This window comes from Erwinia sp. PsM31 (assembly GCF_030433775.1).
Lineage (GTDB): Bacteria > Pseudomonadota > Gammaproteobacteria > Enterobacterales > Enterobacteriaceae > Erwinia > Erwinia aeris.
Window position 1 is genome coordinate 78,370 of record NZ_JARUWZ010000013.1, and the last position, 21,556, is coordinate 99,925.

18 protein-coding genes are annotated in these 21,556 nt (G+C 56.2%); 1 reads left to right on the top strand and 17 read right to left on the bottom strand.

The window, feature by feature from the left end:
• Positions 1-331: 331 nt before the first annotated feature.
• Positions 332-793 (top strand): hypothetical protein, encoded by a 462-nt coding sequence (locus QCD69_RS12325; RefSeq protein WP_301252231.1) that lies wholly within the window; start codon positions 332-334, stop codon positions 791-793.
• 898 nt (positions 794-1,691) lie between these two features.
• Here QCD69_RS12325 and flhE read toward each other — a convergent pair.
• The 17 genes from flhE to otsB form a co-directional block, all read right to left on the bottom strand.
• Complete coding sequence (gene flhE / locus QCD69_RS12330; RefSeq protein WP_301252233.1) at positions 1,692-2,084, bottom strand: flagellar protein FlhE; 393 nt, start codon at positions 2,082-2,084, stop codon at positions 1,692-1,694.
• Positions 2,084-4,165: a flagellar biosynthesis protein FlhA gene (flhA, locus tag QCD69_RS12335; protein ID WP_253460668.1), complete on the bottom strand. Its 2,082-nt coding sequence runs from the start codon at positions 4,163-4,165 to the stop codon at positions 2,084-2,086. Before flhA ends, flhE begins: the two co-directional genes overlap by 1 nt.
• A complete protein-coding gene (flhB, locus tag QCD69_RS12340) occupies positions 4,165-5,310 on the bottom strand; it encodes a flagellar biosynthesis protein FlhB (RefSeq protein ID WP_253460665.1) in 1,146 nt (381 codons plus the stop codon). The genes flhA and flhB overlap by 1 nt, the downstream gene beginning before the upstream one ends.
• A gap of 157 nt (positions 5,311-5,467) precedes the next feature.
• A complete protein-coding gene (gene cheZ, locus QCD69_RS12345; protein ID WP_125287937.1) occupies positions 5,468-6,112 on the bottom strand; it encodes a protein phosphatase CheZ in 645 nt (214 codons plus the stop codon).
• A 9-nt stretch (positions 6,113-6,121) separates the two neighbouring features.
• Positions 6,122-6,511, bottom strand: a complete 390-nt coding sequence (cheY, locus tag QCD69_RS12350; RefSeq protein WP_034935773.1) for a chemotaxis response regulator CheY — start codon at positions 6,509-6,511, stop codon at positions 6,122-6,124.
• A 41-nt stretch (positions 6,512-6,552) separates the two neighbouring features.
• Complete coding sequence (locus QCD69_RS12355; protein WP_253460662.1) at positions 6,553-7,602, bottom strand: protein-glutamate methylesterase/protein-glutamine glutaminase; 1,050 nt, start codon at positions 7,600-7,602, stop codon at positions 6,553-6,555.
• The gene (gene cheR, locus QCD69_RS12360) at positions 7,602-8,468 is read right to left on the bottom strand and encodes a protein-glutamate O-methyltransferase CheR (RefSeq protein WP_301252236.1); all 867 of its coding nucleotides are present in this window, start codon (positions 8,466-8,468) and stop codon (positions 7,602-7,604) included. The genes QCD69_RS12355 and cheR overlap by 1 nt, the downstream gene beginning before the upstream one ends.
• 332 nt (positions 8,469-8,800) lie before the next feature.
• Complete coding sequence (locus QCD69_RS12365) at positions 8,801-10,459, bottom strand: methyl-accepting chemotaxis protein (RefSeq protein WP_253460655.1); 1,659 nt, start codon at positions 10,457-10,459, stop codon at positions 8,801-8,803.
• 315 nt (positions 10,460-10,774) lie between these two features.
• Positions 10,775-12,436 carry a methyl-accepting chemotaxis protein gene (locus QCD69_RS12370; protein WP_301252238.1) on the bottom strand — a complete coding sequence of 554 codons (1,662 nt, stop codon included), beginning with the start codon at positions 12,434-12,436 and terminating at the stop codon, positions 10,775-10,777.
• A gap of 208 nt (positions 12,437-12,644) precedes the next feature.
• Positions 12,645-13,142 carry a chemotaxis protein CheW gene (cheW, locus tag QCD69_RS12375; protein ID WP_125287941.1) on the bottom strand — a complete coding sequence of 166 codons (498 nt, stop codon included), beginning with the start codon at positions 13,140-13,142 and terminating at the stop codon, positions 12,645-12,647.
• 24 nt (positions 13,143-13,166) lie between these two features.
• Positions 13,167-15,152: a chemotaxis protein CheA gene (gene cheA, locus QCD69_RS12380; protein WP_301252255.1), complete on the bottom strand. Its 1,986-nt coding sequence runs from the start codon at positions 15,150-15,152 to the stop codon at positions 13,167-13,169.
• Between the two features lie 10 nt (positions 15,153-15,162).
• Positions 15,163-16,188, bottom strand: coding sequence for a flagellar motor protein MotB (gene motB / locus QCD69_RS12385; protein ID WP_253460650.1), 1,026 nt, complete (start codon positions 16,186-16,188; stop codon positions 15,163-15,165).
• A complete protein-coding gene (motA, locus tag QCD69_RS12390; RefSeq protein ID WP_125287943.1) occupies positions 16,185-17,063 on the bottom strand; it encodes a flagellar motor stator protein MotA in 879 nt (292 codons plus the stop codon). The genes motB and motA overlap by 4 nt, the downstream gene beginning before the upstream one ends.
• Before the next feature lie 129 nt (positions 17,064-17,192).
• Positions 17,193-17,771 carry a flagellar transcriptional regulator FlhC gene (gene flhC, locus QCD69_RS12395; RefSeq protein WP_125287944.1) on the bottom strand — a complete coding sequence of 193 codons (579 nt, stop codon included), beginning with the start codon at positions 17,769-17,771 and terminating at the stop codon, positions 17,193-17,195.
• The gene (gene flhD / locus QCD69_RS12400) at positions 17,771-18,124 is read right to left on the bottom strand and encodes a flagellar transcriptional regulator FlhD (RefSeq protein ID WP_253460647.1); all 354 of its coding nucleotides are present in this window, start codon (positions 18,122-18,124) and stop codon (positions 17,771-17,773) included. The genes flhC and flhD overlap by 1 nt, the downstream gene beginning before the upstream one ends.
• 931 nt (positions 18,125-19,055) lie before the next feature.
• Positions 19,056-20,480, bottom strand: a complete 1,425-nt coding sequence (gene otsA, locus QCD69_RS12405; protein ID WP_253460644.1) for an alpha,alpha-trehalose-phosphate synthase — start codon at positions 20,478-20,480, stop codon at positions 19,056-19,058.
• Positions 20,455-21,258, bottom strand: coding sequence for a trehalose-phosphatase (otsB, locus tag QCD69_RS12410; RefSeq protein ID WP_253460640.1), 804 nt, complete (start codon positions 21,256-21,258; stop codon positions 20,455-20,457). The genes otsA and otsB overlap by 26 nt, the downstream gene beginning before the upstream one ends.
• Positions 21,259-21,556: the final 298 nt, after the last annotated feature.

Sequence of the window (21,556 nt, forward strand, 5' to 3'; positions counted from 1 at the left end):
CGCATTGTTATTTAATTATCGGAAGTTAAACAGGATTAATGCTGAGTTCTTTGCAGACAATAAATAGCCGTGCGATCTCACGCCCCTTGCTTGCGGCCTGCCTCACAAAAAACAAGCAACACCTGTTTATTTTCATCTTATTTTACGAGCAGCTTTCCATAACTAAATAAAGGCATAATCCTTTGAAAGAAAACGATCCATGGAGTATTGACGGCGTAAAGAAAAAGCATAGAGTTGATGGGCGACGCCTGAAGCGAAGCAGAAATAGCGAAGCCCGCCAGTGGTGGAACACTGACGAGCCTCTGACCACAATGTTATGAGGACTAACATCATGGCTGTAAAACAGTGTACCCAAACTCGCCCTGAGTTTACAAATTTTTCCTCGCTACCTGCGGGAATGGACTTTATCGATCTGGCGGAATATAACGAGCGTCTGGTTGCCGCCTTAATGGAAACGGATAATGATATGGAGCGTCTTTCTCTTTATAAAAAAATGGCCGCCAGCCTTGAACAGCTGGCGACGACTTATGAAGAACCGGTGCCTGACGAGCGCCTTCCACAGCTAACGGCGTCGAATATTACGGCTTTTCATCCTGTCACTTTTATTGCGGAACCGGAAAGAGTCACCCAATATTGCCAGGCTTTAACCCGGCTATTAATTCACAACCAGATTGATGCGGAAGCCAGACTGACGCTCAACGATCTGCTGTTCGATCTGGTCAATTATCAGGTGGACGAGCTGAAAGCCCCGCGCTATATGGAAACCTGGAACGGTTTAGTCCAGGTTCGCTAAATTCACCGGGAAAGACAGGCCGCATTCAATCCGCAGCGGTCTGTCCTTTTGCTTTTCTTCAGTGCCGCAGCGACCTTTGCAACCTATCGCCCTTCTCGCCTGCTCCACAGCGACCTTTGTAACCCGCCCCTTACTGCCTGCCATTCACCCCGCAGCGACTTCTGTAACCTGCCTCTAATCGCAACGACCTTTTCCCGCAGACTTACGTAACTTATCGCCAATCCCGCCTTTGCAACCTATTGCCGATCTCACCGCCGTTCTTACCGCCACACCGCTGCCAGACCGCAGTAAGGGGCAGTGCGGATAAGCGGACCGTTTGGCGCAGGGAAGCGCCAACCGAGCCTCCACGGATGGATTTACGGCGCGTCCGTGTTCCGCACCGACCCTTGCTGCCTGCTACCCATGCCGCAGCGACCTTTTACCACAGCCAACTTTTACCAAAGCGACTTCTGTAACCTGCCTCCATGCCGCAGCGATTTTCTTCCGCAGACTTGCGTAACCCGTCGCCAAACCCACACCATTCTTACCGCCACGCCGCTGCCTGACCGCGGTAAGGGACAGTGCGGATAAGCGGACCGTTTGGCGCAGGGACGCGCCAACCGAGCCTCCACGGACGGATTTACGGCGTGTCCGTGTTCCGCACCGTCCCTTGCTGCTTGCCATTCACCCCGCAGCGACTTCTGTAACCTGCCACCCATGCCGCAACGACTTCCCTAACCCGTCACCAATCTCACAGCCATGCTCACCGCAACGCCACTGCCAGACTGTCCCTTGCTGCCCGTCGCCCATATCACAACGACTTTTTCCCACGCTTCAGAACGCAAAAAAGGGGCGAATCGCTTCGCCCCTTTCTGCACTGCCTGCTTTTGCCCTGCACTGCCTGGCTTTGCCCGCCAGGCTACCGGTAATTCACCATCACTTCATTACTCAGCACGCGCAGCGTCTGAGGCAGCCGACCTTGTCCCTGCACGCCATAGACAAAGTGCAGCGTTTCTCCGGCATGAATATTGGTTAACCCTCGCGTCGCGCCGCTCGCGCCGTCAAGCGGCACGCAACGCCTTTCGGCACAAAGCCAGGCGGCAAAACCGGAAGGCATTGGGCCGGTCAGCTCATAGCGCCAGCTGATCTCCGTTATCGCGCCGGTCACCGTCTCCGACGCCTTCAGCGCGGGCGACGTTAACTGCATCCCGCGATTCAGCAATCCCGGCCCCGGCGCGGAGGCGTGCCAGGCGCCGCCGGCAGCCAACGCCAGCTGTGGCAGACAGCACAAAAACAGCAGCGCCTTTTTCATCAATGACCACCGATAGTCGACGTCATGCGGATCTGACGATTATCGGTCAGCTCCAGGTTAGAAATCACCATCAGCTGCGGCAGGTTGCGACGCAGGAAGCGGGCCAGCAGCGCGCGCAACGGATGGTTAACCAACAGCACCGGCGGCGCGCCCAGCGACTCCTGATGCGCCAGCGCGCCCTGCGCCTGCGCCAGCAAACGATCTGCCAGGCCCGGCTCCAGACCGCCGCCGCCCTGCAACGCCTGCAGCAGCAGACGTTCCAGCGTGGTATCCAGTCCGATAACCTGCACTTCGCCGTTGCCCGGATACCACTGCTGGGTAATCGCCCGGCCCAGCGCCACGCGCACTACGGAAGTCAGCTCGTGCGGATCGGTCTGCACGGTCGCGTGCTCCGCCAGCGTTTCAATAATGGTGCGCATATCGCGGATGGAAACGCGCTCCGACAGCAAATTCTGCAACACCTTATGCAGCGTGGTCAGCGTAATCACGCCAGGGATTAAATCTTCCGTCAGCTTCGGCATATCCTGGGTAACGCGATCCAGCAGCTGCTGCGCTTCCTGACGGCCAAACAGCTCGCTGGCGTACTGGCCAATCAAATGGTTCAGGTGCGTAGCGACTACGGTACTCGCTTCCACTACGGTATAACCCTGGATCTGCGCCTGCTCTTTCAGCGCGCTGTCGATCCAGATAGCGGCCAGACCAAAGGCTGGATCCACCGTCACTTCGCCCGGCAGCGTGCCTGCGGCGGTGCCGGGGTTGATCGCCATCCAGCGGCCCGGATAGGCGTCGCCGCTGCCGATTTCTACGCCCTTCATCAGAATACGGTAGCGCGCTGGCGGCAGCTCCATATTGTCGCGGATATGCACCACCGGCGGCAGAAAGCCCATCTCCTGCGCGAATTTCTTACGAATGCTGCGGATACGACCCAGCAACTCGCCATCCTGCGTATTGTCCACCATGGGGATCAGTCGATAGCCGACTTCCATGCCCAGCGTGTCTTCCAGCTGCACATCGGTCCAGGACGCTTCTACATTCACCGGCGTTTCCGCGCTTTTCACCATGCTGCTCTGCGGCATGGCTTTCGGTTTGGTCTCCTGACCGCGCATATACCACGCAAGGCCCAGCAGCGCGGCGGTAAACAGCAGGAACACCAGGTTCGGCATTCCCGGGATCAGACCCAGTAAACCCAGCACGCCTGCGCTCAGCATCATCACGCGTGGATTTTTGAACAGCTGGGTAACCATCTGTTCGCCAACGTCCTGATCGGTCGCCACGCGGGTCACGATAACGCCGGCTGCGGTTGAGATAACCAGCGCCGGGATCTGAGCAACCAGACCGTCACCGATGGTCAGCAGCGTATAGGTTTCGCCTGCGTGCCCCATATCCATACCATGCTGCACCACGCCCACCAGCAGACCGCCGATAACGTTGATGACCATGATCATAATGCCTGCGACGGCGTCGCCGCGAACGAACTTACTCGCACCGTCCATTGACCCGTAGAAGTCCGCTTCCTGGGTGACTTCCGCACGGCGTTTTTTCGCTTCGTCTTCACCAATCAGGCCGGCGTTCAGGTCGGCGTCGATCGCCATCTGCTTACCGGGCATCCCGTCCAGCACAAAGCGCGCGCCCACTTCGGCGATACGGCCAGCACCCTTGGTGATAACCATAAAGTTGATGATAACGAGGATGATAAAGACCACGATACCGATGGCGAAGTTGCCGCCCACCAGAAAGTGCCCGAAGGCCTCAACCACCTGTCCGGCCGCCGCCGCGCCCGTATGCCCTTCCATCAGGATGATACGGGTTGAGGCGACGTTCAGCGCCAGGCGCAACAGGGTGGAGAAAAGCAGAATGGTCGGAAACGCAGCGAACTCCAGCGTTTTCTGGGTAAACATCGCTACCAGCAGCACCATTATCGACAGCGCGATATTAAAGGTGAACAGCAGATCGAGGATGAACGGCGGCAACGGCAGCACCATCATCGCCAGGATCATCATAATCAATACCGGCCCGGCCATAATCTGCCATTGGGTATCTTTCATATTCGGTAAGCGCAACAATGTGGCCAGATTCGCCATCAGTCTTTCTCTCCAGAGCCAAAGTCCAGCGCTTCCGGCACCGGTAAATTAGCAGGTTTTTTCGGGGCCAGGCCGCCTTCCAGCTTCCAGCGACGGAGCTGCCAGACCCAGGCCAACACTTCTGCAACAGCCGCATATAACGTACCGGGAATATGCTGACCAATTTCACTGTGTCGATAGAGCGCGCGCGCCAGCGGCGGCGCCTCCAGGACAGGAATACGGTGTTCTTTACCTAATTCGCGAATACGCAGCGCCACTTCGCCTGCGCCTTTCGCCACCACTTTCGGCGCGCTCATTTTCCGTTCGTCATACTGCAAGGCGACGGAATAGTGCGTCGGGTTGGTCACGATAACGTCCGCTTTCGGTACATCCGCCATCATGCGTCGACGGGCCGCCGCGCGCATCTGCTGACGAATACGCCCCTTAACGTGCGGATCGCCTTCCTGCTGTTTATATTCGTCACGGATTTCCTGGCGAGTCATGCGCAGCCCTTTGTAGTAGCTGTACAACTGCCAGAAAACGTCAAATCCCACCATCGGCGACAGGCCCAGCACCACCAGCACGCAGCACATGGCAATCATGTTCAGCGAGCTGGCCAGCGCGGTATAGGGCGATTCGCTGATCAGGCGCATCATTTCCGGCCAGTTATGGCTGACATACAGCCAGGTCACGCAGCCGACCAGCACCGCTTTCAGAATCGATTTCACCAGTTCCGTCGCGGTCTGCGCGGAGACCAGCTTGGCTAAGCCTTTAATTGGATTCATCTTGCCAACGTCGAACTTAATCGCTTTGCCGCTGATCAGCACGCCGCCCAGCAGCATCGGCGCGGCAATCGCTACCAGCACCAGCCCCGCCATCATCGGCAGCAGCGTATACACCGCCTGCACAAAAAGTCTGCCGATCAGGTGCAGCATCTGGCTGGTATCGCTGACCACCGAGTGGTTGAACACTAATCCCTGAGCCAGCAGCTGACCGATTTTGCGGGCCATGCTTTCGCCGCCCATCCACAAAATACCCAACCCCGCCACCAGCATCAGCACCGAGGTCAGCTCGCGCGAGCGCGGAACCTGCCCTTCTTCTCGTGCTTTTTCAAGTCGGTGGGGGGTTGCGGATTCGGTCTTTTCCTCTTCGCTGTCACCAGACACAGGCTATCCTCAGGGAATTTCTGGAGTACGGAATGAATGCGGTTAGGATGCCAAAAAGGCGCAGGGATGATGCCGCGAGTAAACGCGTAAAAAGGGGGTTATTCAGGTAATAGCAAAAAAGGGCCGATAAGGATCGGCCCTGAGCGGAAGGACAAGCTTAAAACCCGAGGCTGTCGAGCAGGTCGTCGACCTGATCCTGGTTAGCCACCACGCCGGGCGCTTCACCGTTAATCTGCGGGCCGTTTTTCAGGCTGTCCGCATCTTTCTTCGGACGGGCAGGCTGTTCCGGCATGTTTTCCAACAGCACCATCAACAGCTGACGCTCGATTTCCTGGATCACATCCATCATGCGCTTGATGACCTGACCGGTCAGATCCTGGAAATCCTGCGCCATCATGATTTCCATCAGCTGCGCGTTGGTGAAGCTCGTATGCTGCGGCACCGATTCCAGATAACCACGGGTATCCGAAACCAGCGAGCGGGCATCTGCCAGTTCGATAGGATTCTCAAACCACTCATCCCAACGGCCTTTCAGCGCTTTAGCTCCATTCTCCATCTCTGTCTGACGTGGCTGCGCGGCTTCCACACAGTTCAGCGCGCGTTCAGCCGCCTGAGCGGTCATTTGCACTACGTAGTCCAGGCGATCGCGGGCGTCGGGAATGGCTTCCGCCGCTTCAGCAATGGCCTGATCCAGTCCCAGCTCACGCAGGCTGTCGCGCAGCATCCGCGTCAACGAACCAATTCGGGAGATAATGTCGTTCGCGGAAGCCGCGTCGACACTTGGTTTCGGAAGTTCGCTCATCTCGGCTCCTTACATACCCAGCTTTTCGAAGATCTTGCCTAACTTCTCTTCAAGGGTCGCTGCGGTAAAAGGTTTAACGACATAGCCGCTGGCACCCGCCTGAGCAGCCGCAATAATGTTCTCTTTTTTGGCTTCGGCCGTGACCATCAGCACCGGCAGCTTGCCGAGCGTGCCGTCTGCACGAATGGTTTGCAGCAGCTGCAGACCGTCCATGTTCGGCATGTTCCAGTCAGAAATCACGAAGTCAAAGCCGCCGGCACGCAGCTTAGCCAGCGCGTCAACGCCGTCTTCTGCTTCTTCAACGTTATTGAAGCCGAGCTCTTTCAGCAGGTTACGGACGATACGACGCATCGTGTTGAAATCGTCGACCACCAGAAACCGCATATTTTTGTCAGCCATAATTACTCCTGTTTGTGTAGCCCCGCGGGACGGGCGCTGCGTTAGATACGTAATGCCTGTCCGGCGCTAATTTTTGCCAGCATGTGCTGGCTGATTTGGTGGAGATCCACCACTTCACTGGCGCCCCCGAGCGCAATTGCTTCGCGGGGCATACCAAATACGACACAGCTCGCTTCGTTCTGGGCGATGGTCCACGCGCCTGCTTTGTTCATGGTCAGCAGGCCTGCGGCGCCGTCGTTGCCCATTCCGGTCAGGATCACGCCAACGGCGTTGCGACCGGCATACTGCGCGACTGATTTAAATAACACGTCTACCGAAGGCTTATGCCGATTGACCGGCGGGCCGTCGTGCAGTTTCACCTGATAGTTTGCGCCGCTGCGTGCCAGCTCCATGTGCATCGCGCCCGGCGCGATATAGGCATGGCCCGGCAGCACGCGCTCGCCGTCTTCTGCCTCTTTTACCGTGATCTGACACAGCTTGTTCAGCCGTTCGGCAAAAGAGCGGGTAAAGCCTGGCGGCATATGCTGCGTAATCATCAGCGCCGGACTGGTGGCCGGCAGCGGCTGCAACACATGCCTGATCGCTTCCGTACCGCCCGTAGAGGCGCCGATTGCGATCAGCTTTTCACTGCTCAGCATTGGCCCGGCTTTCAGCATCACCGGCGCTGGCTGCGACCGACGCACGTGCAGCTTCGCCCTTGAAGCGGCGCGCACCTTATCGGCAATCATCTGGCTGTAGGCCAGCATGCCTTCGCGGATACCCAACGACGGCTTGGTGACAAAATCCACCGCGCCCAGCTCCAGCGCGCGCAGCGTCACTTCGGAACCCTGGCCGGTCAGCGAAGAGACCATCACCACCGGCATCGGCCGCAGGCGCATCAGCTTTTCCAGAAAATCCAGTCCGTCCATGCGCGGCATTTCCACGTCCAGCGTCAGCACGTCGGGATTGAATTCTTTAATTAAATCGCGAGCCACCAACGGATCGGGCGCCGTCGCCACCATCTCCATGTCCGAATGACTGTTAATAATCTCCGTCATCAACTGACGCATCAGCGAAGAGTCATCAACACATAACACTTTGATTTTGCCCATTATCTTTCCTTAGTCAGCCCGTAAACCGTCTGGCCTCGCAGGTAAAACTCTTTGCTGATCTGGCTGAAGTTTTCAGAGTGTCCGGCAAAAAGAATGCCGCCAGGTTTCAGCATCGGGACAAAACGCCGCAGGATCTTTTCCTGCGTCTCTTTGTCGAAATAGATCATTACGTTGCGGCAAAAAATCGCGTCGAACGGGCCGGGAACGGCCCACTCGTTGCCCAGCAGGTTGAGCTGGGAAAATGTAATGGTGTTAGCCAGTTCAGGCCGAACGCGCACCATGCCAGCGTGCGGGCCGGTACCGCGAAAGAAGAAGCGTTGCAGCTGCTGAGGCGACAGCGTGCGCAGCTCTTCCTGGCGATAGACGCCCGACAGCGCTTTTTCCAGCACCTGGGTATCGATATCGCTGGCGTGAACCTGGAACTTGCCTGCGCCTAACGTTTCCGCCAGCGTCATGGCGATGGAGTAAGGCTCCTCGCCCGTCGACGCCGCCGCGCACCAGACGTTGAAACTGCCGCCGCGCCGCTTGGCGTGATCGGCCAGAATCGGAAAGTGATGCGCCTCGCGAAAGAACGCCGTCAGGTTAGTGGTCAGCGAGTTGATAAAGGCCTGCCACTCTGCACTGCCGGAATCACTCTCCAGCAGCGCCAGGTAACGACCAAAATCGTCGATGCCTAACGTCCGTAACCGGCGCACCAGGCGGTTATAAACCATCTCGCGCTTATGGTCGGCGAGAACAATGCCGGCCCGCTGATAAATAAGCTGGCTGATGCGCTTAAAGTGCGCATCGGATAACGGCAGGCGCTGTACCATCTGTGACAACAGCGTTGCGTTCTCCGGCGGTGCTACCAACGTCGATTTTTTCATCCAGATCCACCCTGCAAAGTACAGATTAAGGGGTTAAAACAGTGTGTTCCCTGTGGGTCAGTATCCGAGGCGGTTTGCCTTCTCCTGAACCAACCCGAGCGTGCCTGGGCTGCTGCCGCTTCCACTACCAGCGCGGCGTTCTGTTGCTCTGCTTTGCATCGTCCGGTGGCTATGACACTGGCTAACTACAAATTCAGATTGCTTAACTGTTTATCGGCAGCAATTCGATCTTCCTGAGGCCAAATTGCGTTAAAGCCTTATTTTTTACTGCCTGCCGTCTTAATAACCAGCCTCGCGCCGCCCTCCACAGACGGCGGCGCGGGGTTCAGGGATTAGAACGTTTCCCAGTTATCGTTGGAAACCGGGGCGGCCTGCGCTTTCTTCGGCGCGGCGGCAACGGCCATCGGCTTGCTGGTAGCCTGCACGACGCTGTCCTTACGAATGCGGAACACGGCGACGGCCTGGGTCAGACGGCTGGCCTGCACTTCCAGCGCGGCGGCGGCGGCGGCAGATTCCTCAACCAGCGAGGCGTTCTGCTGCGTCACGCGATCCATCTCGGTTACGGCGATGCCGACCTGATCGATACCGCGACTCTGCTCGCCCGATGCGGAAGCGATTTCGCCCATGATGTCGGTTACGCGGGTAACGGCGTTCACAATATCCGCCATCGTTTCACCCGCGCTTTCCACCAGCTGCGATCCGGTATCGACACGCGCCACGGAATCTTCAATCAGACCTTTGATTTCTTTGGCGGCCTGCGCGCTGCGCTGCGCCAGGTTACGGACTTCACCGGCCACGACCGCAAAGCCACGGCCCTGCTCACCGGCACGCGCTGCCTCTACCGCGGCGTTCAGCGCCAGGATATTGGTCTGGAAAGCGATGCCGTCGATCACGCTGGTAATATCGGCGATTTTCTTCGAGCTGCCCGCGATGTCACTCATGGTTTTCACCACGCCGTCCACCACCTTGCCGCCCTTCTGCGCCGTTTCCGACGCGCTCAGCGCCAGCTGCGAAGCCTGACGGGCGTTCTCGGCGTTCTGCTTCACGGTAGCGGTCAGCTGCTCCATGCTCGCGGCGGTTTCTTCCAGCGAGGCGGCCTGCTGCTCGGTACGCGAAGAGAGATCGTTGTTGCCCGCAGAAATTTCGCTTGCGCCGGTATAGATAGCGTCGGAGCCGTCGCGCACGTCGCTGACGGTACGCACCAGCGACTGCTGCATATCGCGCAGGCTTTCCGCCAGCAGAGTCATTTCGCTACGGCCTTCCACTTCAATGGTCTGCGTCAGGTCGCCGCTGGCGATGTGACGAATGTGCTCGATATTGCTGTTCAGCGGCAGCAGCAGCAGTTTACGGATGCCGCTCCACGCCAGCGCGATGACCGCAGCGGAAACCAGCAGCACGCCCAGCAGCAGCCAGATAGTCTGGTGGTAAGCGTCTTCATTGGTTTTAATACCCTGCGCCGTCAGCTGATTAACCACTTCCAGCCAGTGGTTATAAGCCTGCTGGAACTGTTCCTGATAGCTTTGGGTCGGCTGCGCGACGAAGTCGTCAAAACGGCCGGTTTCCATCATCACAATCAGCTCGGAAAGCGCGGTGTGGAACTGCTTGTAGTTAGCCAGCAGCGTCTGCACGTCCTCCGCTTTTTTCCCGTCTTCGGTCAGCGTGGCGTTGAACACCGCCAGGGATTTATCGGCAGCGGCCAGGTCGGCCTTTGCCTGCGTCATCAGATCGGTGGCAGAGGTGCCCGCGCCCGATTTGCTGACATCCTGCAGGTAACGAATACCGGCGCGGTTCAGCGTGTTGCGTGCCTGCACCAGCGACACCCATGAGTTGCCCATGGACTGTTGCAGGATGCGCATCTGCTGACTTAATTCAAAATTCTGTTTGTCGCTGTGCACGGCTTTGAAGAACAAACCGCCGGTCCCCAGCTGCAATACAGCAAACAACACCAGCACGCTCACCAGGCCGGTCACTACTTTTATACTCTTGAACATAACTACCTCAGTTGGGGGCTATTTGTTTTAGTTATCGGCAGACGCGGGGGGATCTTTATTGAGCTGTAGGGCGCTTTCCGGAAAGCACTACAGGGCTGTGCCGATGTGTCTGGTTCATGCAGAACGGCTGGTTAATTGTTTTGGAAAACCTCTGCCAGGCACGATTTCCTGCCGGTATCGGCAGCCAGAAAGGTGGCTTGTGGCGACGGCTTCCTTCTACCCGCCTCGCGACGGCTAAAAAGAAGCCCGCTCGGGCACGGTGCCGGAGCGGGCTGATTAACATGCTGTTAAGGATTAAGCGCTTGTGCTCTTTACTTAAAACGTTTCCCAGTTGCCTTCTTCAGCGCCTGGCACGGCGGCTTTACGCAGCGCGGGCTTCAGCGTACGCGGCGCAGGTGCAGCGGCACGAGCGGCCTGTTCTTTGCGTACGCGGAACACGGCAACGGCCTGAGTCAGACGGCTGGCCTGATCTTCCAGCGCTGCGGCGGCCGTGGCGGACTCTTCCACCAGCGAGGCGTTCTGCTGCGTCACGCGATCCATCTCGGTTACGGCGGTGCCAACCTGGTCGATACCGCGGCTCTGCTCGTCGGAAGCAGAGGCGATTTCACCCATGATGTCGGTCACGCGGGTAACGGCGTTGACGATATCGTTCATGGTTTCACCGGCGGTGCCCACCAAAACGGAACCGCTGTCCACGCGCGCCACAGAATCTTCAATCAGACCTTTGATTTCTTTGGCGGCCTGCGCGCTGCGCTGCGCCAGGTTACGGACTTCACCGGCCACGACCGCAAAGCCACGGCCCTGTTCGCCGGCACGCGCTGCCTCTACCGCGGCGTTCAGCGCCAGAATATTGGTCTGGAAGGCGATGCCGTCGATCACGCTGGTAATATCGGCGATCTTCTTCGAGCTGCCCGCGATGTCGCTCATGGTTTTCACCACGCCGTCCACCACCTTGCCGCCCTTCTGCGCCGTTTCCGACGCACTCAGCGCCAGCTGCGAAGCCTGACGGGCGTTTTCGGCGTTCTGCTTCACGGTAGCGGTCAGCTGCTCCATGCTCGCGGCGGTTTCTTCCAGCGAGGCGGCCTGCTGCTCGGTACGGGCAGAAAGATCGTTGTTGCCCGCCGCGATTTCGCTTGCGCCGGTATAGATAGCGTCGGAGCCGTCGCGCACGTCGCTGACGGTACGCACCAGCGCCTGCTGCATCTCTTTCAGGCTGTTGGCCAGCTGCGCCATTTCGTTACGGCCTTCCACTTCAATCGTGTGGGTCAGGTCGCCGCCGGCGATATGGCTGATGTGTGCGATATTTTCCTGCAGCGGCTTGATCAGCACGGAACGCAGACCGACCCAGCACAGCGCGATCAGCGCGACAACCAGCGCCATGACCGTGCCAATCACCCACAGCATTTTGGTATAGGCGCTTTCGTTATCCGCCACGCCTTTCGTGGTCAGCACGTTCTGCGCGTTACGCCAGGCCTGGTAGGCATCCTGCATATCGTTCTGCTTCTGCTCGATATTCATCTTGAACATCTCGGCCAGCTGCCTGTTTTCCATCAGCGTCACCATCTGGCCCAGCGCTTTGGAATAGGTTTCGTAATTTTTTTCTAACGCTTCGGTGATCAGCGGATCCATCCCTTTGGTATTGGGAATGCCCTGGTAGCGCGCATAAGATTTATCAGCATCAGCCAGCAGCGATTTGCTCTGGTTGCTGATATCGGTCAGCGAGGCGCTGTTAATGCTGTTGGCCGTTTCGCTTTGCAGGCGCAACATGCCGCGGTTAATGCTAATACGGGTCTGATTTAGCGCAACCCAGGCGTCAGTAAAAGCGGCGACGTTCTCACTGGAGTTCTGAGCAATAGAAAAGTTAGTTTTATCGCTGGTCAGCGCGTTAATAAATAATCCGCCCGCCAACAATTGGAGTGAGCCGAATACCAGCAGCACTAACAGCAGGCTGGTGACGACCTTAATGCGTTTAAACATAGGGTACCCTTGGTAGAAGTAAAATGAATCAACACCGAATATATCGGCGTAAATTAATGGAACTTTATGTGCGCCCGAAACAGATTTACTGAAGTGATACTTTAATAACTAAATTAATTATCCAGCCGCAAGACTTTATTCAAACCATAAAAAACACCCTGCCAGCATAATACCAACAGGGTGCCTGATACTTTATTTAAGGCGGCAATTACGCGCTGCGCAGCGTATCCATCAGCGCCATCTCTTCGCTGTTCAACAGCTTCTCGATGTCGACCAAAATCAGCATGCGTTCGCCCAGCGCGCCCAGGCCGGTCAGGTATTCGGTCGACATGGTGACCGCAAACTCTGGCGAAGGACGGATCTGATCGGTGGTCAGCGACAGCACGTCGGACACGCCGTCAACCACGATACCAACCACGCGCTGCTCAAGATTCAGTACGATCACCACGGTATTATCGTTATAAACCACATCCGGCTGCGCGAATTTAATACGCAGGTCGATAATAGGCACGATAACGCCGCGCAAATTAGTGACGCCTTTAATAAAAGCAGGCGTGTTGGCGATGCGGGTTACCTGATCGTAACCACGGATCTCCTGCACTTTCAAAATATCAATGCCGTATTCTTCGTCACCCAGCGTAAATACCAGGAACTCCTGGCCTACGGTTTCGCCAGCGAGTTTAGTGACAGTTGCCATTCCAGTCATAGTTCTACCCTTAATCGGTTAAAGTCAGGCTGCGGCTCCCGCCACACGCTTTTCACGGTTGAGAGACTGCAGAGCCGACACGTCGACAATCAGCGCCACGCTGCCATCACCCAGGATGGTCGCTGCCGAAATGCCCGGTACTTTGCGATAGTTGCTTTCAAGGTTTTTGACCACCACCTGGTGCTGGCCAATCAGCTGGTCCACCAGCAGCGCATAGCGTTTGCCCGCGCTTTGCAGGATCACCACGATGCCCTGAGTCGCCTCGGTTTTCGCGCCCTGCACATCAAAGACATTCCACAGCTCAACCAGCGGCAGGTATTCGCCACGGACTTCCAGCACGCGCTCGCCACCGGCCAGCGGGTGCAGATCGTCAGCCAGCGGCTGCAGAGATTCCATTACCGCGTTCAGCGGCAGAATAAAGACTTCGTCAGCGACGCGAACGGACATGCCGTCCAGGATCGCCAGCGTCAGCGGCAGCAGGATACGAATGGTCGTGCCCTTGCCCTGCTTAGAGGCAATTTCTACGTGGCCGCCCATCTCCTGGATGTTACGTTTCACCACGTCCATGCCCACGCCACGCCCGGAGACGTCGGTAACCTGCTCGGCGGTGGAGAAGCCCGGCGCGAAAATCAACATGCCTACTTCTTCATCGCTCATCGCGTCGCTCACCGGCAGGCCGGAAGAAAGCGCTTTCGCCAGGATACGTTCGCGGTTCAGACCGGCGCCGTCATCGATCACTTCGATACAGATATTGCCGCCCTGGTGCTCTGCAGAGAGCGTCAGGTTGCCGACGCCCGATTTCCCGGCCGCCACGCGTTTTTCCGGCGATTCGATGCCGTGATCCAGACTGTTACGCACCAGGTGCGTTAACGGGTCGATAATGCGTTCGATCAGGCTCTTGTCCAGCTCGGTGGAGCTGCCCAACAGCGTCAGTTCAACTTCTTTACCCAGCTTGCTGGCCAGATCGCGCACCAGGCGTGGGAAGCGGCTGAAGACATATTCCATCGGCATCATACGGATGGACATCACCGATTCCTGCAGGTCACGGGCGTTACGCTCCAGCTGGCCCATGCTGTTCAGCAGGTCGCCATGCGCTACCGGATCCAGCTCGTTGGAACGCTGGGCCAGCATGGACTGCGTGATCACCAGTTCGCCGACCAGGTTAATCAGCTGATCGACCTTTTCAACCGCTACGCGGATGCTGGTGGATTCGCTGGCTTTGGCCGCCGCCGGTTTTTTGGCCGCTTCACGTTTGGCCGGAGCCGCCGCTTCCGCTACCGCAACGGGCTGAGGAGCTGGCGCAGGCGCTTCTTCCACGGCAGCCGGCGCGGTTTCTGTCACGGCAGGAGCCGACGAAGCATCCAGGAATTTGATCTGCGATTCTTCAATCACAAAGCAAAGCACGGCGACGATATCGTCCTGACCGACCGAGGAATCCAGCGTGACCTCTACCGAGGTTTCGCCTTTGATCACGTCGGAGACGGTGCCCAGATTGCCCAGCTCTTCCAGCATCAGCGGGATTTCAGTGGGTTTCAGGTTCACCAGCGCCATCCGCAGGCCGGCCGGAGCCGGAGCAGCGGCAGACGCGGCCGGCGCCGCTACGGCTACGGGCGCGCTTTCGCCTTTGGCTTCCAGCGCCAGCTGACGCAGCGCCTGACAGATATATTCAAAGGTTGCAGCGTCCGGCTCGGTCGCGGTTTTATAGGCATCCAGCTGTTCCTGCATAATATCTTTGGTTTCCAAAAACAGGTTGATGATAGGCGTGCTTAGCTGCATTTCGCCGCGTCGCGCACCGTCAAGAATGTTCTCCAGGATGTGCGTGGTTTCCTGTAATACAGTAAAACCAAAGGTGCCCGCGCCGCCTTTAATGGAGTGGGCCGCACGGAAAATAGCGTTAAGCTGCTCCGCATCCGGTTCCTGCGGGTCTAACCCCAACAGGTGTTGTTCCATGTCGGCTAACAATTCGTCAGCCTCATCGAAAAACGTCTGATAAAAATCGCTGATATCCATGCTCACGGTATCACCTCTGCTGTGAGTCGCGATCGGTCTGGGCCGCTGGCACAGGCGATGCTGGTGTTAAAGTTGGTGCTGCCTGTTCGCCTGGCGGCTCGGCCGGGTTTGGTTTTTTTGCGGCATCGCCCGGAACGGACGGTGCCACGATTTGCTGTAATGCTGCCGGCTCGCTGTCGCTGATCTGTACCGCGTCGCTTTCCGAGTTCTCTTTCTCAATCTGCGCTTCGGTGTCATGGTTCAGCACCAGCAGGCTGATACGGCGGTTGACGGCGGCGTCGCCGCCACGGTTCTTCAGCTTCATGGTGTCGGCCATGCCCACCACGCGCAGCATTTTGTCGCTGGCCAGCCCGCCGATAATCAGCTCCCGCCGCGAGGCGTTGGCCCGGTCGGCCGACAGTTCCCAGTTGCTGTAGCCGCGCAGGCCGTTAGCGTACTGAATATCGTCCGTATGGCCTGCCAGGCTGATCCTGTTCGGAATATCGTTCAGGATCGGCGCAATGGCCCGCAGGATATCGCGCATATAAGGCTCGACGTCCGCGCTGCCGGTTTTAAACATCGGTCGATTCTGGCTGTCGATAATCTGAATACGCAGGCCCTCTTCCACCATGTTGATAATCAGGTGCGGGCGCAGCGCCTTCAGACGCGGATCGGCTTCAATCAGCTGATCCAGCTTTTCGCGCAGACGGTTTAAGCGGATATCGTCCAGCTTGCGTTTCTCCGCGTCCATATCGATAACCTTGTGCACTTCGCCTTTCTGCTGGCTGGGATCCATACCGCCGCCAGGAATAACGCTGGTGCTTTCGCTGGTTTTGGTGCCGCCGGTGATAGCCACCCGCAGCGGCGTCTTAAAGTAATCGGCAATCCCCGCTAATTCCTGAGGCTTGGCGATCGCAATCAGCCACATCACCATGAAAAAGGCCATCATCGCGGTCATAAAGTCGGCATAGGCAATCTTCCAGGAGCCGTGGCCGCCCGCGTGCGCGGAATGCTTTTTCTTCTTAACCAGGATAATCGGGTGATTGTCGTTCTTCATGCGTCCTGACCTTTCGCCGGCGATTTCGCGTTACGAACGTGCTCTTCCAGCTCAGAGAAGGATGGCCGCTCGGTGGAGTACAGCGTTTTACGGCCAAACTCAACGGCGATCTGCGGCGCATAGCCATTCAGGCTGGAAAGCAGCGTGACCTTGATACACTGCATCATCTTGGTGGTTTCAGCACATTTCTGACGCAGCAGTCCGGCCAGCGGGGAAATAAACCCGTACGCCAGCAAAATACCCAGGAAGGTACCGACCATCGCGTGAGCGATCAGCTCGCCCAACTCGGCTGGCGGACGATCTGCCGACGCCAGGGTGTGCACCACGCCCATCACCGCCGCCACGATACCAAACGCGGGTAAAGAGTCGCCTACCGTACCGATAGCCGTAGCCGGTACGTCACATTCGTGTTCGTAGGTTTCAATCTCTTCATCCATCAGGGCTTCGATTTCAAATGCGTTCATATTGCCGCTCACCATCAGTCGCAGATAATCGGTGATAAAGTCCACCAGTCTTTTATCGGCAAGGATGCGCGGGTAATTAGCAAAAATTTCACTTTCCTGCGGACTTTCAATATCGGCTTCCAGCGAGAGCATCCCCTGCTGGCGCGATTTGGCCATCAGGCGATAAAGTAACGCCATCAGATCCATATAAACCGCTTTATTGTATTTCGAGCCTTTCATCAGCAGCGGCATCGCTTTTAACGTTGCTTTAATTGCCTTGCCGTTATTGCCCGCTAAAAATGCGCCAATGCCCGCTCCGCCGATAATTAACAGCTCGGAAGGTTGATAAAGCGCGCCCAGATGTCCGCCTACCATTGCGTAGCCGCCCAACACCGACCCGAGAACCAGGATATACCCCAAAATAACTAACACAATAAATCCTTACGTCTGGCGACGTGTGGGTTAAAGATGAACCGGATTAGGTCAGGTTTATTCCGTCGCGTGGGCAAAAAAAAAGCAGCGGTATTTAACCGCTGCTGGATTCACTCCACGTGGCGAACATTAAACGGCAAGTTTTACCTGTTCATCCAGCAGTTGTGAAATGTTATCGGCAGGTTCTGCGATAAGTTTACGTCTTTTTACCGCACGAGAAGGCGGCTGGCACAGGCTGCAAACAAAGCTGCCGACCGGCTGGTGCGCGTGGTTAATAAAGCTTCCGCCGCAGCATTTGCAGTCGGAAAGCTCCAGCATGCCGCTCTCAACAAACCGGACTAAGGTCCAGGCGCGGGTGAGCGCCAACAGCGGGCCTTCGTCCTGTTGCGGGCATTGCTCCAGGTAGAGACGGTAGGCTTTAATCACCGCGTCCACACCGGTGCTCAAACCGCTTTTGAGTAAAAACTGCCAGGCGTTACAGAACATAGAAGAGTGAATGTTCTGTTCCCAGGTCATAAACCAGTCGGTAGAAAAAGGCAGCATGCCTTTTGGCGGCGGGCTGCCGCGCAGTTCTTTATAAAGTTTAATTAAGCGGCCGCGGCTTAGCTGCGTTTCGCTTTCTAACATTTGCAGGCGAGCGCCTAAAGTAATTAATTCAATCGCCAGCTGAATATCACGCGCTTCCTGAACAATACTTTTTTCACTCATTAACTCGCCCTCTTTTTCGGCAGTTCGTCATTTTTAGCTGATGCATTACGCAATAAACGGCTGGATAACAAAATGCCGGTGTGGATTTGCTGCAAATCATCCACGCGAGATTCCTGAGTTAAGCGATTAATCGTTACGTGATCGGTAAAGCGAAACTGGCATATCAGCTGATTTGTCTCGGCCAGCTTCACCATTTCTGGCAGCGTTAAGTGAGCGAGCGCATCGGCCATCTGCTCATCAATGCCCAGACGAAACATTGCTGAGGCTTTTTCCTGATTAATAAGGCGTTGAGCAAGTAATAAATAAGACAAGTTGATATCGTAAATGTTTTTTAGTAATTCTGATGTACCCATTTTTATCCGTCCTGACTGACACGACTTAAACGTTGGCGGATTGCGCCGCTACCTTTGTTGCTGCTGGTAAATCTTATTGTGGCAAAAAATTAAGTGGCAAAAGCCAAACGTTCGCGAAGCTCCAGGCGGCCCTGAAAGCGGCCTGCAGAAAGTAGTCATTAACTCATTTTGCCGGTTACTGCTCCCTTGTTTTCGTCCGCTTCCCTGACGTTCTCCCTGACTGAAAGTTGCTCTGGTTTAGGACTATTCCGAAAACAACGCAACTTTATCTGCTCTAATTTCCGGATACAACGGAGGCCAGCTAAAATTTTAGATAAAGTGTGATCCAGATCACACTTTTGGGGGTAATTTGACAAAATTATCCTTCAGAAACGCTGTTGATTAGTTCACTAACTAAGCAAATTTGGACTTTTTTGTTAAATTTTAACCCTACGCGATCATTTACCGATGAAAATGGTTCCTTTTACGTCGATTGAATGGAGGAATGATGTGTTTACGCGCACAACTGGATGTAAAAACGCATAAAAGACAAATATGCAGAGGAATGTGCTGATTTTTGTATGTTAAGCATGTGTAAATCGTAATCACTAAAGGTAACTATCGACAGGGGCAATGATGCGTGCAGAGTAAGATATTGCAGGTTTACGACAGGAAGTGTTTAGGGAGTGTAAGCCGCGTCAGCCCTGTGTTTAGCGGGTGCCAGCGGATGTAACCAGGGGTAACATTAGCAACGCGAATGTTTGTGCCAAAAATTTAACCTCAGGCAGTAGGTATCGGCACGCGCCTTGTTTTCTTTAGTAAAAAGTGATTTTTTTCCTTTTTTTTCTTTCCGGTGGTCCTTTTAAGGCACTTTTTTGAGCAATACGGACTTAAAAAATTAAAAAAAAAGGGCGACCCACGGTCGCCCCTAAATTAACTGGCATGACTTATGCTAGACGGAGAGCGTCGCCGCTTTATCCGCCCCGCCCTGTGCCTGGCTACGTACCGGCAATGCCTGGAGATCTTTCAGATAGGATTTGCGCCAGTGCGTAATATCGTTCTTACGCAGCACGTCCATCATGTCGTTGTAGCGTGAGATACGCTCGTCCAGCGGCATGGTTAACGCCTGGTTCAGCGCGGCAGCCACTTCATCACGATCGTAAGGGTTAACGATAAGCGCGGAGGTCAGCTCGTTGGCCGCCCCGGCAAAGCGTGACAGCACCAGTACGCCAGGATCTTCCGGATTCTGCGCGGCCACATACTCTTTTGCCACCAGGTTCATCCCGTCACGCAGCGGCGTCACCAGACCAATATCGGTCAGGCGGAAGATTTTCATCAGCAGGCGGCGATCGAAATGCTGGTTCAGGTAGTAAAGCGGCGTCCAGCCCAGCGTGCCGTATTTACCGTTAATGCGGCCTGCTTCCGTTTCCAGCTGATGACGAATATCCTGATAGGCCTGCACGTCGCCGCGCGAGGTTGGCGCAATTTGCGAATAGCGGATTTTCCCACGATGCTCGGGGAAGTTTTCCAGCAGCGCTTCATAGGCAAGGAAACGCTCCGGCAGCCCTTTCGAGTAGTCCAGGCGCTCACAGGCAATAATGTTTTTGGCGTCGCCGAGGTCGCGTTTCATCGCGGCCATCTTCGGCGGCAGCGGCCCTTCAGCCATCTCTTTAATGCTGTCCGGCTCAATGCCTATTGGATACACCTCGGTAGAGAACTGATTGCCGAACGCCACGTGCGTTTTGCCGTTGGTCTGCACGTTGGTCAGCAGCGCCAGTGACTCCAGGAACGCCATACGGTCGCTCTCTGTCTGGAAGCCCAGCAGATCGTAATCGCACATCATCTCCAGCAGCTCATTGTGCGGCGGCAGCGCGTTGAAGATTTCCGGCGTCGGGAAAGGAATATGCAGGAAGAAGCCGATGCGGTTTTTCACGCCCAGCTTGCGCAATGCGGCGGCGAACGGCAGCAGATGATAATCGTGGATCCACAGCACGTCGTCCGGCTCAATCAGCGGCAGCAGGCGTTTCGCCAGCATGGTGTTGACGTGACAGTAGCCATCCCAGGCCTCGCGCTGGAAGTTTACCAGGTCAAGGCGGTAGTGGAAGGCTGGCCAGACGACCGCATTGGAAAATTGCAGGTAATAAAGGTCGTAATCGTTTTGATTAAGGCCAAAAGAAGCGTAGGTGACGTTATCTTTTTCAAACAGATCCATCTCCTTGTCTTCTTCGCCGATCTCGTTGATTTCCCCATTCCAACCAAACCACAGGCCGCCGGTGGTTTTCAGCGCATCCATAATGCCAACGGTCAGTCCGCCCGCGCTGGTTTTTGACCCATCCGGTACGGCGATGCGGTTAGATACGACTACTAAGCGACTCATAACCTTGACTCCTTAATGACTTATCGTCTTGATCTAGTTTTAATAATGTTTGCTCAAGCCAGTGATAAACGGCCTCGACGTCAGCCAGGCGATAGCCCGCTTTTGTCTCACCTTCACCTACCTTGATTGCGATGCCGTCCAGGGCATTGACCGCTTCAAAACCTGCCTCATCGGTCAAATCATCACCTAAAAATACCGGCGTTCTGCCGGCAAAAGGGGCCTGCTGCATAAAATCGGCAATGGCGGCACCTTTACTGACGCCTTTCGGCTTTAGCTCCACCACGCATTTGCCTGGCTGTAGCGCCAGCTCGGGAAAGCGTTGGGTCATCGTTTCCGCCAGCGTCAGGATAGCCTGCTGATAGTGCGGTGCGCGGCGGTAGTGCAGCGCAAATGCCATGCCCTTCGTTTCCAGCTGCGTATCCGGCATCTTCGCCACGGCTTCGCTCAGCAGCGACGTCAATGAGGCAGAGACGTCGTCCGGCAGGGAAAGCCGCTCGGTATGCCCGGCTGCATCGCGACGCTCCGCGCCGTGCACGCCGGCCAGCGGAAAGCGCAAAGGCGCCACCAGCGCATCCAGCTCGCGCGTCGGACGGCCGGAAACCAGCGCCAGCGCGCCGTCGCTCAATTCGGCCAGGCGAGAAAGCGCGGCTTTGGCCGCAGCAGGGATAAAAACCTCTTCCGGGCGTGACTGGATAGCGGCCAGCGTGCCGTCCACATCAAAGAAAAAAGCGTAACGTCCTTCAGGCACTAAAGGGGGTACGGATTCCAGCGTATTCACAAATATTCCTCCTGATTATGTGTGCCACGGCGCTACGTCGGCCCAATGTCTGGACTGACGTTGGCGGAAACAGACGTCAGGTCTGCTTTGCCCACAACGCACGAGGAAAAAATTTTTGTCAGCGGATGTGGCGGAGCGAGAAAGAGGATGCGTTAGAGAGGGTATTCGGCGCTGATTCCTTCTGCATAATCTCTGCACGCCTCGTGCAGTCTGTCTCATCTCGTTGCCACATACGTAACAACATCAGCTATCAGTATAGTCACTGATAGCGGCTCTGCCAGACGTGCTGGCTCCGGGG

Coding starts and splice junctions, on each gene's coding strand:
- QCD69_RS12325 (WP_301252231.1), top strand. CDS start 332: ATGGCTGTAAAACAGTGTACCCAAACTCGCCCTGAGTTTACAAATTTT.
- flhE (WP_301252233.1), bottom strand. CDS start 2,084: ATGAAAAAGGCGCTGCTGTTTTTGTGCTGTCTGCCACAGCTGGCGTTG.
- flhA (WP_253460668.1), bottom strand. CDS start 4,165: ATGGCGAATCTGGCCACATTGTTGCGCTTACCGAATATGAAAGATACC.
- cheZ (WP_125287937.1), bottom strand. CDS start 6,112: ATGAGCGAACTTCCGAAACCAAGTGTCGACGCGGCTTCCGCGAACGAC.
- cheY (WP_034935773.1), bottom strand. CDS start 6,511: ATGGCTGACAAAAATATGCGGTTTCTGGTGGTCGACGATTTCAACACG.
- QCD69_RS12355 (WP_253460662.1), bottom strand. CDS start 7,602: ATGGGCAAAATCAAAGTGTTATGTGTTGATGACTCTTCGCTGATGCGT.
- cheR (WP_301252236.1), bottom strand. CDS start 8,468: ATGAAAAAATCGACGTTGGTAGCACCGCCGGAGAACGCAACGCTGTTG.
- QCD69_RS12365 (WP_253460655.1), bottom strand. CDS start 10,459: ATGTTCAAGAGTATAAAAGTAGTGACCGGCCTGGTGAGCGTGCTGGTG.
- QCD69_RS12370 (WP_301252238.1), bottom strand. CDS start 12,436: ATGTTTAAACGCATTAAGGTCGTCACCAGCCTGCTGTTAGTGCTGCTG.
- cheW (WP_125287941.1), bottom strand. CDS start 13,142: ATGACTGGAATGGCAACTGTCACTAAACTCGCTGGCGAAACCGTAGGC.
- cheA (WP_301252255.1), bottom strand. CDS start 15,152: ATGGATATCAGCGATTTTTATCAGACGTTTTTCGATGAGGCTGACGAA.
- motB (WP_253460650.1), bottom strand. CDS start 16,188: ATGAAGAACGACAATCACCCGATTATCCTGGTTAAGAAGAAAAAGCAT.
- flhC (WP_125287944.1), bottom strand. CDS start 17,771: ATGAGTGAAAAAAGTATTGTTCAGGAAGCGCGTGATATTCAGCTGGCG.
- flhD (WP_253460647.1), bottom strand. CDS start 18,124: ATGGGTACATCAGAATTACTAAAAAACATTTACGATATCAACTTGTCT.
- otsA (WP_253460644.1), bottom strand. CDS start 20,480: ATGAGTCGCTTAGTAGTCGTATCTAACCGCATCGCCGTACCGGATGGG.